The sequence below is a fragment of the Arthrobacter terrae genome (assembly GCF_015708085.1).
Taxonomy (GTDB): Bacteria; Actinomycetota; Actinomycetes; order Actinomycetales; family Micrococcaceae; genus Arthrobacter_M; species Arthrobacter_M terrae.
The window spans coordinates 35,272-52,841 of record NZ_JADNYM010000008.1; the positions used below are offsets into that span (position 1 = coordinate 35,272).

Consider the following 17,570-nt stretch of genomic DNA (forward strand, 5'->3'; position numbering starts at 1 on the left):
GATGGCATTGACCCGCAACGAACTCGCGGCACGGGTGGCTATGGAACTGACCAATGGTCAGTATGTGAATCTGGGCATCGGGATGCCAACCCTGATTCCCAACTACATCCCGGCCGACGTCGAGGTTGTGCTGCATTCCGAAAACGGGATCCTCGGTACCGGACCATATCCCACCGAGGAAAACGTCGACCCGGATTTGATCAATGCCGGGAAGGAAACCGTCACGGTCAATAAGGGTGCGGCGTTCTTCGATTCTGCGGCGTCCTTCGGCATGGTCCGCGGCGGCCACGTGGATGTGGCGGTGCTCGGTGCCATGGAGGTGGCCGAAAACGGCGACCTGGCCAACTGGATGATCCCGGGCAAGATGGTCAAAGGGATGGGCGGCGCCATGGACCTGGTCTTCGGCGCGAAACGGCTGATCATCATGATGGAACATACAGACCGCAGCGGTAAGCCCAAGATTGTGCAGCGTTGTACTCTGCCGCTGACAGGCAAGGGATGCGTGGACCGTATCATCACCGATTTGGCCGTGATCGACGTGACGGAGGATGGCCTGGTGCTGCGCGAAGTCGCGCCGGGAGTCACCCTTGATGAAGTCGTGGCCGCGACCGGTGCGGAACTGGAGATCGAAATCCATAACGAGGATGACGTATGAGTGAACAGCCGGTGGTGGAGCAGCGTGGACTCTACTTCGACGAACTGGACGTCGGTGTCGTCTACGCCCATAAACCCGGTCGTACGGTCACCGAAGCGGACAACGTTCTCTTTACCACCATGACCATGAATACTCAGGCCCTGCACTTGGACGCGGCGTGGAGTTCCACCCAGCCATTCGGGCAGCGGCTGATGAATTCGATGTTCACCCTTGCCACCGTCGTCGGCCAGTCCGTCACCCAGCTGACGCAAGGCACCATCGTGGCGCAGCTGGGACTGACCGACGTGAAATTTCCGCACCCGATGTACCACGGCGACACCCTCTATACGCAGACCGTAATTACCGCCAAGAGGCTCTCCGCCTCCCGTCCGGGGCAGGGAATTGTCACCATGGCGCACACCGGCCGGAACCAGCACGGGGTAGTGGTGGCAACACTGGAGCGCAGCTGCCTGATGTGGACCGCGGAAGGGCACATCGCAGCGGAGTCCCAGAAGGGCGCATCATGAGCTTCACCATGGGACCCGCCCTGCTCTTCTGCCCGGCGGACCGTCCGGAGCGCTATGCCAAGGCCGCAGACCGGGCAGATGCGGTGATCCTGGATCTTGAGGACGCCGTCGCCCCCGACGACAAGGCAAGCGCCCGCGGACACCTCATCGCCAACCCACTCGATCCAGGCCGGACAATCGTGCGGATCAACCCGCTCGGCACGCCTGACTCGGACGCCGACATGGCGGCACTGAAACAGACGCGTTACCGTACCATCATGGTGGCCAAGTCCGAGGACGCCGCAGCGCTGTCCGCGCTGGATGGCTTCGACGTCGTCGCGCTCTGTGAAACCGCCCGCGGAGTACTCCAGGCGCCGCAGATTGCCCAAGTCCCCAACGTCGTCGCACTGATGTGGGGCGCAGAGGATCTGGTGGCATCCCTTGGAGGCACCAGCAGCCGCGACGACGACGGCGGTTACCGCACCGTCGCCGCGCACGCCAGATCAAGCGTCCTGCTGGCAGCAGGCGCGTACGGTAAGACGGCAATCGACGCCGTTTACGTAAATATTCCTGATCTAAGCGGCCTGACCTCGGAGGCCTGTGACGCCGTCGCCTCCGGTTTTGGAGCAACTGCCTGCATCCACCCCAACCAAGTCGCCGTCATCCGCGATGCTTACACCCCTGCGCCGGAGGACGTTGCGTTCGCGCGGGAGTTGCTCGCAGCCGCCGTCGCGGCAGGATCCGGTGTCTTTGCCTACAACGGCAAAATGATCGATGGCCCCATCCTCAAACACGCGCGCCAGACCCTGCGGCGTGCCGGAGTGCAATAACTTCAGGTGGAAGGCCGCGGGCCTGCGGCTCTTCTATTCGCGCGCATCTGTGACAAGCAACAGCGACGCCCCGACCACACTAGCGATCACCGTAGAACGATGAGGATATAGCTTCGTCGGGATCATCGAACGTTTCGTCGTCATACGCCGGCAGCTCACGCAAGGCACCAATTACTACCGGCCGGTTCTGATGCAGCACAAGATCCACCAACGGTTTACCTGCCTTCGCAATCGTTACTGATTTGCCTGCGAGGACCTCCTCAATCAGGCGCGACAGGTTCGTTGTCGCTTCGTGGATGTTGACAGTGACGCGCATAACAATATTTTACGGGGCCAAGTCGGAGTAAGCCCAGGACTAATACCAGCCGTACGGGCAGCCGCACAGCAACCAGCCCGTCCTACGCCGGGACCGCCAGATAATTCAGCGCCTCAAGCGCGCAGCTTTGACTTAATGACCCGTCCAGTTGATACCAGCCGGCGCACTGGTCGAAGTCGTAGAGCCTGACCACGTGGTACAGCTCGGAGTGCTCGCCGGAGACCGCCAGCTCATTTTTGCTCACATAAAAAGGTGTCTCAATACGTGCCCGAGTCGTTTTGACCTCAATGAGCCGTTCCTTGCCGCGGGGCTCGAACGACAAAACATCGTAGCCGGGTCCGTCTCCATGGGTTTGCGAAACATGCTCAACCCGTTCGGCCAGCCGAAACTTGCCCAGTGCATGCCCGCGGGCGAATTCGTGGACGAGCCCAGCCGCCTCGGCCGCATCCCAGAGAGGCGCGCCTGCCTCAGGCCGCATAGATATCCTGTGCGCTCCCGAAGGCCGACGCCTTGAAGAACGGGTTCTTCACCGAGCGCTCCGTGACGAGGTCGACTCCCCGGCCGACGATCCGCTCCAGCTCGAACTTCAGATCGAAGTAGTCGTGGAACAGGTTCTCCCGCTCCGGTCGGAAGACGACGAGGAAGTCGACATCGCTCGTCTCCGGATCGAACCGGTGCGTGAGCACCGAGCCGAAGACGCGGAGCCGCTCCACGCCGTACCGCTGGCAGGCGCTCCGGATCGCCTCGATGTCGAGCAGCACGGCGAATTCCATGCATCCAGTCTCGCAGATCAGGTGCGGCTCGGCGAGGCAACCCGCAAGAGACGGTCGCAGACGGATCCCTGACCCCGGCGCCTCGCGGCGGCATCCGCGGCGACACCCCGCACTGCGCGAACACGTGAGCCGATAGGCACAGCCTGCCCCGCTGAACCAGCCTGGGCCGCACACTCCACTGTAGGTGGATAGATTTTGTCGGGAGTGATCACTTCGAGTAGCGGCGCGCATATCCCGTCGGCCCAGAAGCGCACTGCCAACAGCCGAGAAGGCGCGACTCGGCCGGATCGCCCAATAGTTCCGCGCCGCATAATGCACTTCCACCGGTAGTGACCCTCTCGTAGTGGAAGGCCAACCGTTCTACGAACTGGGTGCGGGCCATTCCTTTGAGGTGGCTGTCCGTGGCAAGGTCGTCAAAAAAAATTTGCCGCAGCGGTTCCGATGAAACCCCCTGGGCGGGAAGAATTGTGCTCCGGAGATGTTCTTCTTCACGTTAATGGTGCGGATTTGGTAGGAATCGGTGTTTTTAGGCGAGCCCATACTTAGCACGGACCCGATCAACAAGTTCGTTTGAATCGATGGTCCCGGCGATGTAGGAATTAGCATCCGCGCGGGTCGCCTCTGGAACAGTCAGGCCCGCAATTTCTCCACTGTGGATGGTGGGCTCCACGATTTCAGCGCACGCTTCAGCCAGGGGCACAACTTGGTCCTTATCCATGGTCCATTGTCCGGGACCTCGGTCAAGCTGCACGGGCAATCTGGGGTGCGAGCCGGTGCGTTCTGCGCAGTGCGCGGCGCTAATCCTGCGCAGGGTGCGCCCTGCGCAGGATTAGGAACCAACTCTGCGCAGCTTTTTAGGCCTCGCGGGATTTGGGCGAGCTGTCGTTGGTTTTGTCGGGATCGCGCTCGGCCAGGGAACCGATCGCGTCGTCGATCTTGGCCAGGACATCCTCGTCGAGTTTTACGCCGGCGGCCTTGACATTGGAGGCCACCTGCTCGGGGCGGGAAGCACCGATGATGGCTGAAGCCACGTTCTTGTTCTGCAGGACCCAGGCGATGGCGAGCTGAGCCATGCTCAGTCCTGCCTGATCGGCAATCGGCTGAAGCTTCTGCACTCCGGTGAGGACGTCGTCGGACATCCAACGTTTGATCATATTCGCGCCGCCCTTCTCATCCGTGGCGCGGCTGCCTTCCGGTGCTGGCTGTCCGGGCTGGTACTTGCCGGTCAGCACGCCCTGGGCGATGGGGGACCAGACAATCTGGGACAGGCCCAGTTCTTCCGAGACGGGGACTACTTTTTCCTCGATAACACGCCAGAGCATGGAGTACTGCGGCTGGTTGGAGATCAGCTGCACACCCAGATCTTTGGCGAGCGCATGGCCGGCGCGGATCTGCTCTTCGGTCCATTCGCTGACGCCGATGTAGAGTGCCTTCCCGGCCCGGACCACGTCGGCGAAGGCCTGCATGGTCTCCTCCAAAGGCGTTTCCACGTCATAGCGGTGCGCCTGGTACAGGTCGACGTAGTCCGTCTGCAGCCGGTGCAGCGAGCCATCGATGGATTCCATGATGTGTTTGCGGGACAGCCCGACGTCGTTGTGCCCCTTAGGGCCGGTGGGGCCGAAGACCTTGGTGAAGATTTCCAGGGATTGGCGGCGCTCGCCCTTCAGCGCTTCACCGAGAACCGTTTCCGCGGCCGTGTTGGCGTAGACATCCGCAGTGTCGAAGGTGCTGACGCCGGCATCCAACGCGGCGCGGACGCATTGGCCGGCTACGTCGTTTTCCACCTGGGAGCCGTGCGTGAGCCAGTTGCCGTAGGTGATTTCGGAGATCTTGAGACCGCTGTTGCCGAGGTACCTGAATTCCATGGGTCATTCCTGCTTCCGCTGATGTCTTTGATGAAGGGCCGTTTCGTGCGCCTGCAATAAAAACGCCGACGGCAAAGGGCCAGTTCCAGCCTATGCCCGCCGGAGGCTCCCCGTCCCAGACTGCCGCGATGGCAGTAGCGATGGTAGAGCCTTACGCTGGAGTAAGGAATGCCGACAATGGTAATATTTACTATGGCCATCGCAAAGTTGACGTCCAAAGGGCAAATAACCGTCCCACTCGAGGTACGCAAACGACTAGGTCTGCGGCCCGGAAGCCGGCTCGATTTCGTGCAGACCTCAGACGGCGGATACACGCTGGAGGCGCTGGGCGGCTCGCTTAGTTCCTTGGAGGGGATGTTCCGCTCGGTTGGGACGGCGACGCCGGTCTCCATCGAGGAGATGGATGATGCAATTGCCGCTGAATCCGCGGCGTCGGCGTTCCCGCACGTCCCGGACGAGGCGGACAGTGCCTCCGCGGCGGATTTTGCACCGGGCCACGGGGCATGATCGGACTGGACACCAACGTTCTGGTCAGGTATCTCGTTCAGGATGACCCGAAGCAGTCCCAGCTGGCCTCCCAGCTGATGTCCGGGTTCACGTCAGCTGATCCGGGATACCTCTCGCTCATTGTCCTCGTGGAGACAATATGGGTCTTACGCCGATCGTACAAGCTCGATCCACGGGATATTTCGCGCGCCATTCTTAAACTCTCCTCCGCCGAAGAAATCCTTGTGGAGTCGCCGGAGATGGTCCGTAGGGCAGCCAGGGAGAGCGCCGGGGGAGCGGATTTTGCTGATGCCCTCATTGTATTGAGCGGCCGGGACTCCGGGTGCGAGTACACCGCCACTTTTGATCAGCGCGCTGCCGAATTGGACGGGATGGAGCTGCTTCGCTGAGCCTCCGGCCGCGTTGGGTGTCGGCCGGGGGGCAATCTTCGTCCGCCGGCTGTGAGCGCGTGGTGGCTTCTGCTGGAATAATGGAAGAATGCACACTCACGGGGAACACCATGCGCAGACCGCACCGCGGCAGATCATTCTCTTGGGGTCGACGGGTTCCATCGGCACGCAGGCCCTGGACGTCATCGACCGCGCCCGGCTCGAGGACGGCAGCCCGCGGTTCGAGGTACTCGCGCTCAGCGCCGGCGGGACGAATCCGCAGCTGCTGGCCACCCAGGCGGTCCGTACGCGTGCGGCGGCGGTGGGAATCGCCACGGGCGACGGTGCGGCCCTGCAGGAAATGATCGACGACGCCGCCGCCGCGGCCGGAGTGCGCGGCTACCGGCCGGAGATCGTCACCGGACCGGACGCCGCCACCCGCATCGCCGGCTGGTCGGCCCCCGGGCCGGGCATCGTCGTCGTGCTTAATGGCATTACCGGCTCCATCGGGTTGGCCCCGACGCTCGCGGCGCTGAAATCCGGTGCCCTGCTGGCCCTGGCCAATAAGGAGTCACTGATCGTCGGCGGGCAGCTGGTCAAGGATGCCGCCGCCGCCGGGCAACTGGTGCCGGTGGATTCGGAGCATTCCGCTTTGGCACAGTGCCTGCGCTCCGGCAGCGCAGCGGAAGTCGACCGGCTGATCCTCACGGCTTCCGGTGGCCCGTTCCGCGGCAAGAGCCGCGAGCAGCTGGCGGATGTCACTCCCGCACAGGCACTGCAGCATCCCACCTGGTCGATGGGCCCGATGGTAACCACGAACTCGGCCACGTTGGTGAACAAGGGGCTTGAACTGATTGAAGCGCACCTGCTTTTCGATGTCCCGTTGAACCGGATCGACGTCGTCGTACACCCGCAGTCGGTGGTGCATTCGATGGTGCAGTTCACGGACGGTTCCACCCTTGCGCAGTGCTCGCCCCCGGACATGCGCCTGGCTATCGCGCTGGGGCTGGCATGGCCGGACAGGGTTGCCGGTGCCGTGCCCGCGTGCGACTGGACCAAGGCGGCCAACTGGACCTTTGAGCCGCTGGATTCCCAGGCATTCCCCGCCGTTGAACTGGCTAAGACCTCGGCACAGCAGGGGAGTACTTTTCCCGCCGTCTACAACGCCGCGAACGAGCAGGCCGTGCACGCCTTTCACGAGGGAAGAATCGGTTTCCTGGACATTGTTGAGACTATTGAGCGGGTTCTCGGTGAGCACTCAGCGAATCCACAGCTCACACTCGATTCCGTGCTGGATGCTGAGGGTTGGGCACGAGCCCGCAGCACCGAGCGTTTAGCTCTGATCAGCCGCTAAGCGAACCGGAAAGATCACTGTGACAGTTTTGCTTTTTATCCTGGGCGTCGTTTTCGTCGCCGTGGGCGTTGCCGTGTCCATTGCGCTGCACGAAGTCGGGCATTTGGTGCCGGCGAAGCTCTTCAGGGTGCGCGTGACGAAGTACATGATCGGTTTCGGCCCGACCCTGTGGTCCAGGAAGAAAGGCGAAACCGAGTACGGTTTCAAGGCCATTCCGGCCGGCGGTTACGTGGCCATGATCGGGATGTATCCGCCCAACGCCGCGGACGGGAGCGTCCGGCCCTCCAGTACGGGAATGTTTCAGACGCTCGCCACCGAGGCCCGCAGCCTTGCCCACGAGGATGTGGGCCCCGGGGACGAAAACCGTTTGTTTTACAGGCTGCCTGTCTGGAAAAAGATCATCATTATGCTCGGCGGTCCCTTCATGAATCTGCTCATTGGCGTGGTGCTGACCGCAGTGCTGCTGATGGGCTTCGGTACGCCACAGGCGACGACGACGCTGGCCGAGGTGAACGCCTGCCAGGTTGCGTACGGCGAGAGTGCACCGGCGGATCAAAGCGCGTGCAATAAGACTCCTGCCGCCGCTGCCGGGCTCAAGCCCGGCGACGTGATCACGGTTTTCGACGGCAGGGCCGTGACCGGCTGGGCCGACATGACCGCGTGGATCCGTGCATCGGCCGGCCGGCAGGTCCCGGTAACCGTCCGGCGCGGCGGTCAGGATGTCACCTTGACCATCACCCCAGTGCTAACGGCAAGACCGGTCACCGATGCAAGCGGCGCGGTCGTCCTTGACAGTAAGGGCCAGCCCGAGACGCAGGAGGTTGGTTTCATTGGGGTGGGGCCGACATCTGCCATGGTGGCTCAGCCGGCCAGTGCGGTACTTCCCGCAGTGGGCGACAGTCTGGTGAAGATTTCCGGCGTAGTGGTGAACCTGCCGCAGCGGCTGGTGGGTGTGGCCAAGGCCGCATTCAGCAGTGCGCCCCGCGATCCCAACGGACCCATTTCAATGGTTGGCGTCGGCAGGGTTGCCGGTGAGGTCGCGGCGATGGAACAGGTGCCGTTGAGCGCCCGGATTGCCACCCTCGTGGGGCTGCTGGCCGGGGTTAATCTGGCCTTGTGCATCTTCAACCTGATTCCGCTGCTGCCCCTTGACGGCGGCCATGTCGCCGGTGCGCTCTATGAGGGTGCCAGGCGGCGGGCGGCAAAGCTTTTGGGCCGAAGGGACCCTGGCGCTTTCGACATTGCCAAGCTGCTGCCGCTGACATATGTGGTGGCGTCGCTGCTGCTGGTCATGGGGGCTCTGCTGATGTATGCGGACATCGTCAAGCCGATTAATATCTTCGGGTGATTTTCCGGGCTGGGGCGGGGCATGCTGTACGTGGCTGGACTGCGCCGGCTGGAGGTTGATATTGTATAATCAACCACGAGAGGTTGCCTTAACGAGCGGTTTCACATTGTTACGCCGGCAAAAAATACCGGGGCCAGCGTTGGATTGCCGCACAAAAGCGCCACTGAAATCATCTTAAATCGGTTGTTTAAGGTGGATCAACGGAATATAGTTGTTTTATGTTCGTACTCACGATGGATCAGCGGGCCAGCCGGCAGGGGCGTGATCTGGTCCCGGACTTTTTGGCCACCCTGCGCCAGGTCAGCACGGTGCTGCCCTTTGAACGGTCGGTAGGTGATGAGGTGCAGGGCGTCGTGATGGACGCCGGTACAGCGGTCGAAGTGGCCATGTGCGCGTTGCGTTCCGGGCACTGGTACGTGGGTGTAGGGCTGGGCTCAGTGGATCTTCCGCTGCCGGCCAGCTCGCGGGAGGGCAGCGGATCGGCCTTTGTCGCGGCACGCTCGGCCGTGGAAGCTGCCAAGAAGACGGGGGAGAGGGTCGCCCTCGCCGTCAGATGGAGTTCACCCGCAGCCAGCCCCGGAAAGCTTAAACCCGGCTGCGGTCTACCGGAACCGACCCAATTAGTGGCGGCTGCGCAAGCCGTTCTGGTGCTGATCGGCCGCCTCGTCCGGGCTCGGACCGACGCCGAATGGCGTGTGCTTGACCTGCTTACTCCGGGTGAGCGGGGCGGCCAGGCCGCCGTCGCGCAGCGACTGGGGATCAGTCCCCAGGCGGTCAGCAAGGCGGTATTGCGCTCCGGCTGGCAGGAAGAGCAGAAGGGGAGGATGGCGGCTGCGACCCTGTTAGGCCTCGCCGCCACAGCTGCGTGGCCGGAAAAGCCGGGGAAGTCCGGGGAGGGCGAGGAGACGTAGGGCCGGCACCAGCGGCAGGTTACTCCTGTCGACCGAGTACGCCATTTCCATCCTCCGCCGAGCGCTGACGGCATGTTCCCGGCAGCGGATCTGTGCAGAACCGGGTTTCGGCTCGCCGGCCACGACCCCACCGCCCGTGACCGGAATGTGCCCCAGCTGCACTGCGGTGGTGGCTGTCGAGTGTGCGGCGATGATCATCCGTTCTCGCTTTCCCGGCATTCCTCTGATCGTGCCGGGTCCGAGTCTTGTGTGCGGGGTTCGACAGGCGCATAATGACTGGGCAAAGACGACGTGCAAAGACGTTGTCAAACGCGATGCGAGGTGGACCCCATGGCCAGTGGAGCGGACGAATCCGGCGACGACATGGTTGTCGGTCGCACTAACACCAGCGAAGATCGAACGCTCCTGCTCGCGATCAATGGTGAGAACGCTCCGGACGGCTACGGGGAGGACTTTGTTCTGAACGTGTCGACCGACGGCGACAAAGTACTTGTCTCGACCCCGCGCGGGGTCGACGGCATCCACGCCAAAGGCACGGTCTCCTTCCCGACCGGAGGCGCCATCGGGACCATTCCCGCGGGCAACGGTGTCATTGCACAGGGCCTGAACGGGGCCGTCGGGTATGTGCACGGGAGCGCTCGCGACCGGACGTTGGAAAATTCCGTGGGTGCTGGGCTACTCGGCGTTGGCGGCACGGCGGCTGCGGGGGTGTTCGGCACCGGAGTGAACGGAGTTGTGGGCTACGAACAGGCCACATCGCGTGACCTTGCCTTCGAAGCTGCTCAAAGAGCAGGCGTGCTGGGACGCGGCGAAACCGGCGTCAGCGGCGACGGCGCGAACGGTGCCGGGGTGTTCGGCCGCGGACTCCCCGGCGTACAGGGACAATCAGATGCTGGCGCGGGCGTCCTGGCAACGGGGCAGACCGGAGTGGTCGCGTCCGGAAATGACGGTCCTGGCGTGCTTGCCTCGTCCTCCACGGAGCAGGCAGGGGTTCTGAAATCCGCGAGGATGGCGCAGTTATGGCTCGTTCCCATTCGCATTGAGGATCCGCGCTCGCTCGACAGATCGAATGCCGGGGAGCTGTTGGCAACGGTATGGGCGGACCGTGAGGAGCGGGGCATCGACATCACAAGTCTCTGGTTCTGCAAGGTCGGCGGGGACCCCCAACAGGCGAACTGGGTGAAGCTGGCGTAGACGCGGCCGCCAAGCGGCGAAGGGCGCCTGCTGGTGTGCAACGCGCGGAAAACACCACGTGGGCAGCGTCTTGACAACCATTGTCAGTAACCGTTTCTATATAGCGCCAGGCAGTGCGTCATTACGGGGTTCGGGGAACGGCCGGAGTCGCCGGGCTTGCAGCCGCGCTCATCCGGTCCGGCCTACCCCGAAGGTATGGAGATCCCCAAGACAAAGGCCTGTGGTGCGGAAAAGGGACCATGCAGGGGACTCCCGACATTTTGTGCAGTTGGCTTTCGGCAAATAACACGTGGTCTGTCGCATACCACCGTTAGGCTGTGCGAAACAGGCAGCTTGGCAGCCGGAAGGAGAACAGCATGCAAGGACTGTGGATTGTGTTGACCGTCCTCATAGCGGTAGGTGTGGGCTGGCCGGTCACGCTGGGCATGCTACGGCTGGCCCGGGCAGCGGAGGTTTTGGACGCACAGGAACCCCCGGCGGCGGCAGAACCAACCAACCGAACCGACGGTCCGCCCGCCGCTGCACCCGCACGACCTTCGCCTGGGGTCCTGCGCGGAGGACTGGTGATCGGCATGCTGGAGCGGGCCGCCGTGGTCGTCGCCATCCTCGCGGACCAGCCGGTCGCGATCGCCTATGTCGTAGCGATCAAGGGGCTGGGCAGATATCCGGAACTACGGCAAAGCCCGGCAGCGAGCGAGAGGTTCATTATCGGCACCCTCAGTTCCATGCTGTGGGCCGCGGCTGTGGCAGTGCTGGTCAAATGGCTCCTGCCGGGTTCCTGAACCTGCTGGTGCCAAGACGACGGTGTCCCACCGCCAACGTCCCGATAGGCTAGGCGCATGAGTGTTTATGCAGTGGAATATGTCTATAGCCCCCAGACAGCGGCTATCCGTGATGAGCACCGCCCCGCGCACCGCGCCTGGCTGGCATCCCTTGTGGAAGACGGGCGGATGCTGGCCTCGGGTCCCTTTGACGACGGGACCGGAGCGTTGCTGATCTTCAAAACAGAGGACGAAGAGGCGCTGAACCGCTTACTGACTGAGGATCCTTTCAACATCGCCGGCGGTATCACCGGGTTGAAGTCCAGTTCCTGGAGCCCAGTCCTCGGGGAGCTGAGCAAGCACGTGCAGTGACCACGGGCCCGGGCTGTGAACGGATCAAAAGGCTTATAATTGAAGTTGACCGCGGTCGCGTAGATTTTTTGCGGCCTCGGAAAAACCGCGAGCCACCCGGTTCACGCAGAACCACAAGGAGCACATTTTGACCTCGGTCAGTCTTGGAATGCCGGAAGCACCTCCTCCCGTACTCGCGCCTCGACGCAAAACACGGCAAATCAAGGTTGGCTCGGTCGGTGTAGGTTCGGATTCGCCCATCAGCGTTCAATCCATGACGACAACGCCGACCACGGACATTAATGCCACGCTCCAGCAGATCGCCGAGCTGACAGCATCGGGATGCGACATTGTCCGGGTGGCGTGTCCATCTGCAGACGATGCCGAAGCGCTGCCGATCATTGCCCGGAAGTCCCAAATCCCGGTCATCGCGGACATCCACTTCCAGCCGAAGTACGTTTTTGCGGCAATTGACGCCGGTTGTGCGGCAGTCCGGGTGAACCCCGGGAACATCCGCAAGTTTGATGATCAGATTAAGGAGATCGCCCAGGCCGCCAAGGACCACGGCACATCCATCCGGATCGGGGTCAACGCCGGTTCGTTGGACCCGCGCCTGATGGAAAAATACGGTAAGGCCACGCCGGAGGCGCTGGTGGAATCGGCAGTATGGGAGGCGTCCCTGTTCGAGGAACATGACTTCCATGACTTCAAGATCTCCGTCAAGCACAATGATCCAGTGGTCATGGTACGGGCTTATGAGCTGCTGGCGGAGCGCGGTGATTGGCCACTGCACCTGGGCGTGACGGAGGCGGGCCCGGCATTCCAGGGCACCATCAAATCCGCCACAGCCTTCGGCGCGCTGCTGTCCCAGGGTATTGGCGATACCATCCGCGTATCCCTCTCCGCGCCGCCCGTTGAGGAGATCAAGGTGGGCAATCAGATTCTGCAGTCGCTGAATCTGCGGCCCCGCAAGCTGGAAATCGTCTCCTGCCCGTCCTGTGGCCGGGCCCAGGTCGATGTATACACCTTGGCCGAGCAGGTTACCGCAGGCCTGGAAGGCATGGAAATCCCGTTGCGCGTGGCGGTGATGGGCTGTGTGGTCAACGGACCGGGCGAGGCCCGCGAGGCGGACCTCGGGGTTGCTTCAGGAAACGGCAAGGGCCAGATTTTTGTGAAGGGAAAGGTCATTAAGACTGTTCCCGAGGACCAGATTGTTGAGACACTCATTGAAGAGGCCATGAAAATCGCGGAGCAGATGGAGGACGCCAGTGGCGACGATTCGCTCAAGGGTGGCCCCGTGGTTAGCGTCTCGTAGCGGCCACAGCGCCGGTCCGGTCCGCCCGCTGGTTCACCAGGATACGGCGGCCCTTGCTGAGCTGGCCGGTCGGGACCCGGTGGCCAATGTCTTTGTGGCATCGCAACTGGTCGCCGGAAAAAGTGCCGTCCCGTCGTCTCTCGGCACGGTGATGCTGGGGTATTTCGAGGACGACGGCGAACTGGCCGCCGCCTGCTGGGTCGGCGCAAATGTTGTTCCCGTCCAGGCGACGACCCTGCACGCCGGCACCTTCGGGCGTTGGCTGGCGTCCTCTGGGCGCAAACCGGCGTCGATCTTTGGACCTGCCGAGGCTGTCCTGGCGATCTTCGATGAGCTGGAGGCCACCGGCGTCAAACCAGCTGACGTCAGAGCAAACCAACCGCTCCTCGTAATGGCCGCGGACCCGATTCTGCCCGGGAATCCGGGATTGGTCCCCACACGGGGCGAAAACTTTGCTGCCATCCTGCCGGCGGCCGCTGCAATGTTTGAAGAAGAAGTGGGATATTCGCCCTTCGTTGGCGGTGAAGATCACTATCGTCGGCGCATTGCCGCTCTGATCGACCAAGGCCATTCCCTGAGCCACGTGAACGATGCCGGAGAAGTCATCTTTAAGGCGGACCTCGGGGCGGTATCCGTTGACGCCAGCCAGATCCAGGGCGTGTGGCTCAATCCCGACTACCGCGGCCGCGGCCTCAGCGCCGGTTACATGGCCGCCGTCGTCCGCCTTGCACAGCGGCACGCGCCGCTGACCAGTCTTTATGTCAACGACTACAATGTTCGGGCGCGCGCGACGTACCAACACGTCGGTTTCCGGCAGGTAGGGACGTTCGCAACGGTATTGTTCTAGGCAGCACAGGCGAAGGTCATCTGCAGGAGGAGGACCAATGGCGGAAGCCGAGGGTGGCGCGGCGTTGGGCGGGGAAACCGGAGAGCTGTTGCGCTCACTGAAATCCCTGCGGGTTATGGTTGACGGCGCCGTCGCTCTGGTGGAGCTAGTTGGTCCCGGCAAGGGTAATGCGATGGGTCCGGACTTCTGGGCTGAGCTGCCGTTGGTATTCGGTGCGTTGAGTGCTGAGCGCCGGGTTCGTGCCGTTTTGCTCTATGGCGCCGGCGGAAACTTCAGTTATGGTCTGGACCTGATCACCATGGAACCGGTTTTTGCCGCGCTCATGGGCGGAAACGGGAGAAATGCCGCCCAGCGGACGGAATTCCGCCGGACAATCGGAAGGCTGCAGCAGGCCGTCGCATCGGTGCAGAATTGCGTCAAACCGGTTATAGCCGCGATCGATGGCTGGTGCATCGGCGGTGGCGTGGATATAGCGGCCGCTGCGGATATAAGAATCGCCTCGCCGGGAGCGAAGTTCAGTGTCCGCGAGGTCAGAATGGCCATGGTGGCAGACCTGGGGTCCCTGCAGCGGCTTCCACGGCTCATCGGCGAAGCGGCCACGCGGCACTTGGCCCTTACCGGCGAGGACATAGACGCGGCACGCGCGTTGTCCCTGGGGCTCGTAACGGAGCTTGCCCAGGACGTGCTGGGACGGGGGCGCGAGTTAGCGGCTGTTGTTGCAGCCAATCCGCCGCTGGCAGTGCAGGGCGTCAAAGAAGTACTCAATTTCGGCCATAGCCGGGAAGTGCAGTCGGGCTTGGACTACGTGGCTTCCTGGAATGCTGCTTTCCTGCCCAGTGCGGACTTTACCGAAGCCATGGGTGCCTTTGGCGAGCAACGGCGGCGCCGCGTCCGGGACCATGAAAGTCAGGGCGCGGACCGGTCCTGAACACCACCACCGCGCTGTCCGCGGCGCCCGTCGTGGCTTTGACGCCCGGGGCAAGCGGCCACCCTCGGTGGCAGTTACGGGCTGGTCCCTGAACCGCGGCTACCGTAGTCTTTATGCAACTAGTTGCCTTAAGGAGCTGCAGTCGTGACGAATTATCCCCATCTGATGAAGCCGCTGGATCTGGGTTTTTTGACCTTGCCGAACCGGGTGTTGATGGGCTCAATGCACGTGGGTCTGGAGGAGCTGCCGCACGGCTTTGAACGGATGGCGGCGTTTTATGCCGAGCGGGCCCGCGGCGGCGTCGCCTTGATGGTCACCGGTGGCATTTCCCCCAATGAGCAGGGCCGCCCGGCTGCGGGCGGAGCCAAGCTGAGCACCGAGGCCGAGGCGGAGCAGCACCGGCTGGTTACCGGGGCCGTGCACGCCAATGGCGGCCGGATCGCACTGCAGCTGCTGCATTTTGGGCGCTATTCGACGCAGCCGGAGCCAGTGGCCCCGAGCGCAGTGCAGGCCCCGATCAGCCCGCTGGTCCCGCGTCCGCTTTCCTCCCAGGAGGTGGAACAAACCATCGAGGACTTCGTGAACGCCGCAGCCCTGGCCCAGCAGGCCGGTTATGACGGCGTCGAAATCATGGGGTCCGAGGGTTACCTGATTAATGAGTTCATCGTCTCCCGCACCAACGAACGCGACGACGCTTGGGGAGGTCCATATGAACACCGGATTCGGTTCCCCTTGGAAATCGTGCGCCGTACCAGGGAACGGGTCGGCAGAAATTTCATCATTATTTACCGGCTGTCCATGCTGGATCTGGTGGAGGGCGGGTCCACGCTGGCTGAAGTAATCCAGCTGGCGCAGTCGGTAGAAGCCGCAGGCGCCACCATCATTAATACCGGAATCGGCTGGCATGAGGCGCGCATCCCTACGGTGGCCACATCGGTGCCCCGGGCCGGCTTTGCGTGGGTGACCAAGAAGCTGATGGGCTCGGTGTCCATTCCGCTGGTTACCACTAATCGGATCAATACGCCGGAGGTTGCTGAGGAACTGCTGGCCGGCGGATTTGCGGACATGGTGTCGATGGCAAGGCCGCTGCTGGCCGATCCTGCTTTTGTCCTCAAGGCCTCCCGCGGGGCTGCGGATGAAATCAACACCTGCATTGCCTGCAACCAGGCCTGCCTGGATCACACCTTTGTTGGCAAGACCAGTTCCTGCCTGGTCAACCCCCGTGCCTGCCATGAGACTGAAATCGTGATCGAGCCGACGTCGGCAGTGAAGCGGATAGCCGTCGTCGGCGCCGGTCCGGCAGGTTTGAGTTTCGCGGTAACGGCGGCAGGGCGTGGGCATTCGGTGACGCTATTTGAGGCTGATGCCCAGCTGGGCGGTCAGTTCAACATTGCCAAGCGGATTCCCGGCAAGGAGGAGTTTTATGAAACCATCCGCTACTACGGCCGCCAGCTCCAGCTGCTCGGGGTGGACGTGCGGTTGAACACGAGAATCGGGGCCGTCGAGCTGGCCGAGGGCGACTACGATGAGATCGTTCTGGCCACCGGCGTCACGCCGCGCATGCCTCAGATTGAGGGACTGGACCATGCCAGTGTGCTGACCTACCCGGAAGTGGTCCGTGATGGTAGACCGGTCGGGACCAGGGTCGCGATTCTGGGCGCCGGCGGCATCGGTTTCGACGTGGCTGAGTACATTACGGCCGACGGCGACAGCGCCACCATGGTGCCGGAGAAGTTTTACCGCGAATGGGGGATCGATCCCGACTACGCCGAGCGCGGGGGAATCCGGCCGGCCCAGCGGCCGACAACGGCCCGTGAGGTCTACCTGCTGCAGCGCAAAGCCAGCAAAATCGGGGCCGGGCTCGGTAAAACTACCGGTTGGATCCACCGCACAGAGCTCAAAGCCAAGGGTGTGCAGATGATTCCCGCAGTCACCTACCACCGAATTGACGACGACGGCCTGCACCTGAGTGTCGACGGCACGAAGCAGATTCTCGCGGTCGACACGGTAATAGTCTGCACCGGGCAGGATCCGCAGCGGCAGCTGCAGGCGGAGCTGGCAGAACTGGCCCGGCTGGCCGGCCAGGCGGGCAGTGCTTCCGTGCACCTGATCGGCGGAGCCGACGTGGCGGCGGAGCTCGATGCCAAACGCGCGATCAGCCAGGGTACCCGGCTGGGGGCCGTTCTTTAGTCATGTCGCTTCCGCATGCAATTCTCACCTCCCTGGCGGAAAAGCCTGGGTCCGGAGCGGAGTTGGCGCAAAGATTCGATAAGTCGATCGGCTATTTCTGGCAGGCCACCCATCAGCAGATCTACCGTGAGCTGGCACGGCTGGAGGAACGCGGTCTCATCCGGTCCGCGGCCCGGGAGGCGACCCGCGGGCGAAAGCGTGACTACGCCGTCCTCCCTGCCGGACTGGAGGAGCTGGCGCGTTGGACCGTTCTGGCGCAGGATCCGCTGCCTGTCCGGGACGCGTTGCTGGTACGTCTGCGGGCGGTGGCGGTAATGCGGGCGGGGAGCGCCCCGGGTGACACGGCGCGGGCGGTAATGCGCGCGGAACTGGCTCGGCACCGGGGCCTGCATGAGCAGCAGCTCTCCCTTTATCAGGGGGTAGAAGGCGATGACTTTACGGCGGGCTCCGGGGCGCAGGCACAGAATACGCCGGATCTGCGGCTGCAGCGCGCGGTGCTGCGGGCCGGGATAATGTTTGAGCAGGCGTGGGTTAACTGGGCCGATGAGACGCTCCCGACGCTGGAACACTGA

21 protein-coding genes are annotated in these 17,570 nt (G+C 63.0%); 16 read left to right on the plus strand and 5 right to left on the minus strand.

Features of this window, described 5'->3' with window-relative positions:
- The first annotated feature begins 1 nt into the window (after nt 1).
- From IV500_RS07555 to IV500_RS07565, 3 genes are read left to right on the plus strand one after another with little or no spacing between them, the layout of a single operon-like run.
- The gene (locus IV500_RS07555) at nt 2-655 is read left to right on the plus strand and encodes a CoA transferase subunit B (RefSeq protein WP_196396194.1); all 654 of its coding nucleotides are present in this window, start codon (nt 2-4) and stop codon (nt 653-655) included.
- Entirely contained in the window at nt 652-1,161 is a 510-nt protein-coding gene (locus IV500_RS07560; protein ID WP_196396195.1) for a MaoC family dehydratase, read from the plus strand. Before IV500_RS07555 ends, IV500_RS07560 begins: the two co-directional genes overlap by 4 nt.
- Nucleotides 1,158-1,970, plus strand: coding sequence for an HpcH/HpaI aldolase/citrate lyase family protein (locus IV500_RS07565; protein WP_196396196.1), 813 nt, complete (start codon nt 1,158-1,160; stop codon nt 1,968-1,970). The genes IV500_RS07560 and IV500_RS07565 overlap by 4 nt, the downstream gene beginning before the upstream one ends.
- A 79-nt stretch (nt 1,971-2,049) precedes the next feature.
- Here IV500_RS07565 and IV500_RS07570 read toward each other — a convergent pair whose 3' ends face one another.
- The 5 genes from IV500_RS07570 to IV500_RS07590 form a co-directional block, all read right to left on the minus strand.
- The gene (locus tag IV500_RS07570; protein ID WP_196396197.1) at nt 2,050-2,286 is read right to left on the minus strand and encodes a type II toxin-antitoxin system Phd/YefM family antitoxin; all 237 of its coding nucleotides are present in this window, start codon (nt 2,284-2,286) and stop codon (nt 2,050-2,052) included.
- Between the two features lie 82 nt (nt 2,287-2,368).
- Nucleotides 2,369-2,764, minus strand: a complete 396-nt coding sequence (locus IV500_RS07575) for a protein NO VEIN domain-containing protein (RefSeq protein ID WP_196396198.1) — start codon at nt 2,762-2,764, stop codon at nt 2,369-2,371.
- Nucleotides 2,754-3,059, minus strand: a complete 306-nt coding sequence (locus IV500_RS07580; protein ID WP_196396199.1) for a nucleotidyltransferase family protein — start codon at nt 3,057-3,059, stop codon at nt 2,754-2,756. The genes IV500_RS07575 and IV500_RS07580 overlap by 11 nt, the downstream gene beginning before the upstream one ends.
- 526 nt (nt 3,060-3,585) lie before the next feature.
- Nucleotides 3,586-3,759, minus strand: coding sequence for an antitoxin VbhA family protein (locus IV500_RS07585; protein ID WP_312875857.1), 174 nt, complete (start codon nt 3,757-3,759; stop codon nt 3,586-3,588).
- Nucleotides 3,760-3,913: 154 nt separating this feature from the next.
- Nucleotides 3,914-4,924: an aldo/keto reductase family protein gene (locus IV500_RS07590; protein WP_196396201.1), complete on the minus strand. Its 1,011-nt coding sequence runs from the start codon at nt 4,922-4,924 to the stop codon at nt 3,914-3,916.
- A gap of 177 nt (nt 4,925-5,101) precedes the next feature.
- Here IV500_RS07590 and IV500_RS07595 point away from each other — a divergent pair, with 177 nt between their 5' ends.
- From IV500_RS07595 to IV500_RS07655, 13 genes are all read left to right on the plus strand, one after another.
- The gene (locus IV500_RS07595; protein WP_230854647.1) at nt 5,102-5,431 is read left to right on the plus strand and encodes an AbrB/MazE/SpoVT family DNA-binding domain-containing protein; all 330 of its coding nucleotides are present in this window, start codon (nt 5,102-5,104) and stop codon (nt 5,429-5,431) included.
- Nucleotides 5,428-5,820 (plus strand): type II toxin-antitoxin system VapC family toxin, encoded by a 393-nt coding sequence (locus IV500_RS07600; RefSeq protein WP_196396202.1) that lies wholly within the window; start codon nt 5,428-5,430, stop codon nt 5,818-5,820. Before IV500_RS07595 ends, IV500_RS07600 begins: the two co-directional genes overlap by 4 nt.
- 88 nt (nt 5,821-5,908) lie before the next feature.
- Entirely contained in the window at nt 5,909-7,153 is a 1,245-nt protein-coding gene (dxr, locus tag IV500_RS07605) for a 1-deoxy-D-xylulose-5-phosphate reductoisomerase (RefSeq protein WP_196396203.1), read from the plus strand.
- Between the two features lie 19 nt (nt 7,154-7,172).
- Nucleotides 7,173-8,501: a M50 family metallopeptidase gene (locus tag IV500_RS07610; protein ID WP_196396204.1), complete on the plus strand. Its 1,329-nt coding sequence runs from the start codon at nt 7,173-7,175 to the stop codon at nt 8,499-8,501.
- 218 nt (nt 8,502-8,719) lie between these two features.
- The gene (locus tag IV500_RS07615) at nt 8,720-9,412 is read left to right on the plus strand and encodes a MarR family transcriptional regulator (RefSeq protein ID WP_196396205.1); all 693 of its coding nucleotides are present in this window, start codon (nt 8,720-8,722) and stop codon (nt 9,410-9,412) included.
- A gap of 330 nt (nt 9,413-9,742) precedes the next feature.
- Complete coding sequence (locus tag IV500_RS07620; RefSeq protein ID WP_196396206.1) at nt 9,743-10,606, plus strand: hypothetical protein; 864 nt, start codon at nt 9,743-9,745, stop codon at nt 10,604-10,606.
- A 356-nt stretch (nt 10,607-10,962) separates the two neighbouring features.
- A complete protein-coding gene (locus IV500_RS07625; protein WP_196396207.1) occupies nt 10,963-11,388 on the plus strand; it encodes a hypothetical protein in 426 nt (141 codons plus the stop codon).
- 57 nt (nt 11,389-11,445) lie between these two features.
- Nucleotides 11,446-11,739 (plus strand): YciI family protein, encoded by a 294-nt coding sequence (locus tag IV500_RS07630; protein ID WP_196396208.1) that lies wholly within the window; start codon nt 11,446-11,448, stop codon nt 11,737-11,739.
- A gap of 127 nt (nt 11,740-11,866) precedes the next feature.
- Entirely contained in the window at nt 11,867-13,033 is a 1,167-nt protein-coding gene (gene ispG / locus IV500_RS07635) for a flavodoxin-dependent (E)-4-hydroxy-3-methylbut-2-enyl-diphosphate synthase (protein ID WP_196396209.1), read from the plus strand.
- A complete protein-coding gene (locus tag IV500_RS07640) occupies nt 12,987-13,880 on the plus strand; it encodes a GNAT family N-acetyltransferase (protein ID WP_312875858.1) in 894 nt (297 codons plus the stop codon). The genes ispG and IV500_RS07640 overlap by 47 nt, the downstream gene beginning before the upstream one ends.
- A gap of 37 nt (nt 13,881-13,917) precedes the next feature.
- Nucleotides 13,918-14,808: a crotonase/enoyl-CoA hydratase family protein gene (locus IV500_RS07645; RefSeq protein ID WP_196396210.1), complete on the plus strand. Its 891-nt coding sequence runs from the start codon at nt 13,918-13,920 to the stop codon at nt 14,806-14,808.
- 144 nt (nt 14,809-14,952) lie between these two features.
- The gene (locus tag IV500_RS07650; RefSeq protein WP_312875859.1) at nt 14,953-16,998 is read left to right on the plus strand and encodes an oxidoreductase; all 2,046 of its coding nucleotides are present in this window, start codon (nt 14,953-14,955) and stop codon (nt 16,996-16,998) included.
- A 2-nt stretch (nt 16,999-17,000) separates the two neighbouring features.
- The gene (locus IV500_RS07655; protein ID WP_196396211.1) at nt 17,001-17,570 is read left to right on the plus strand and encodes a PadR family transcriptional regulator; all 570 of its coding nucleotides are present in this window, start codon (nt 17,001-17,003) and stop codon (nt 17,568-17,570) included.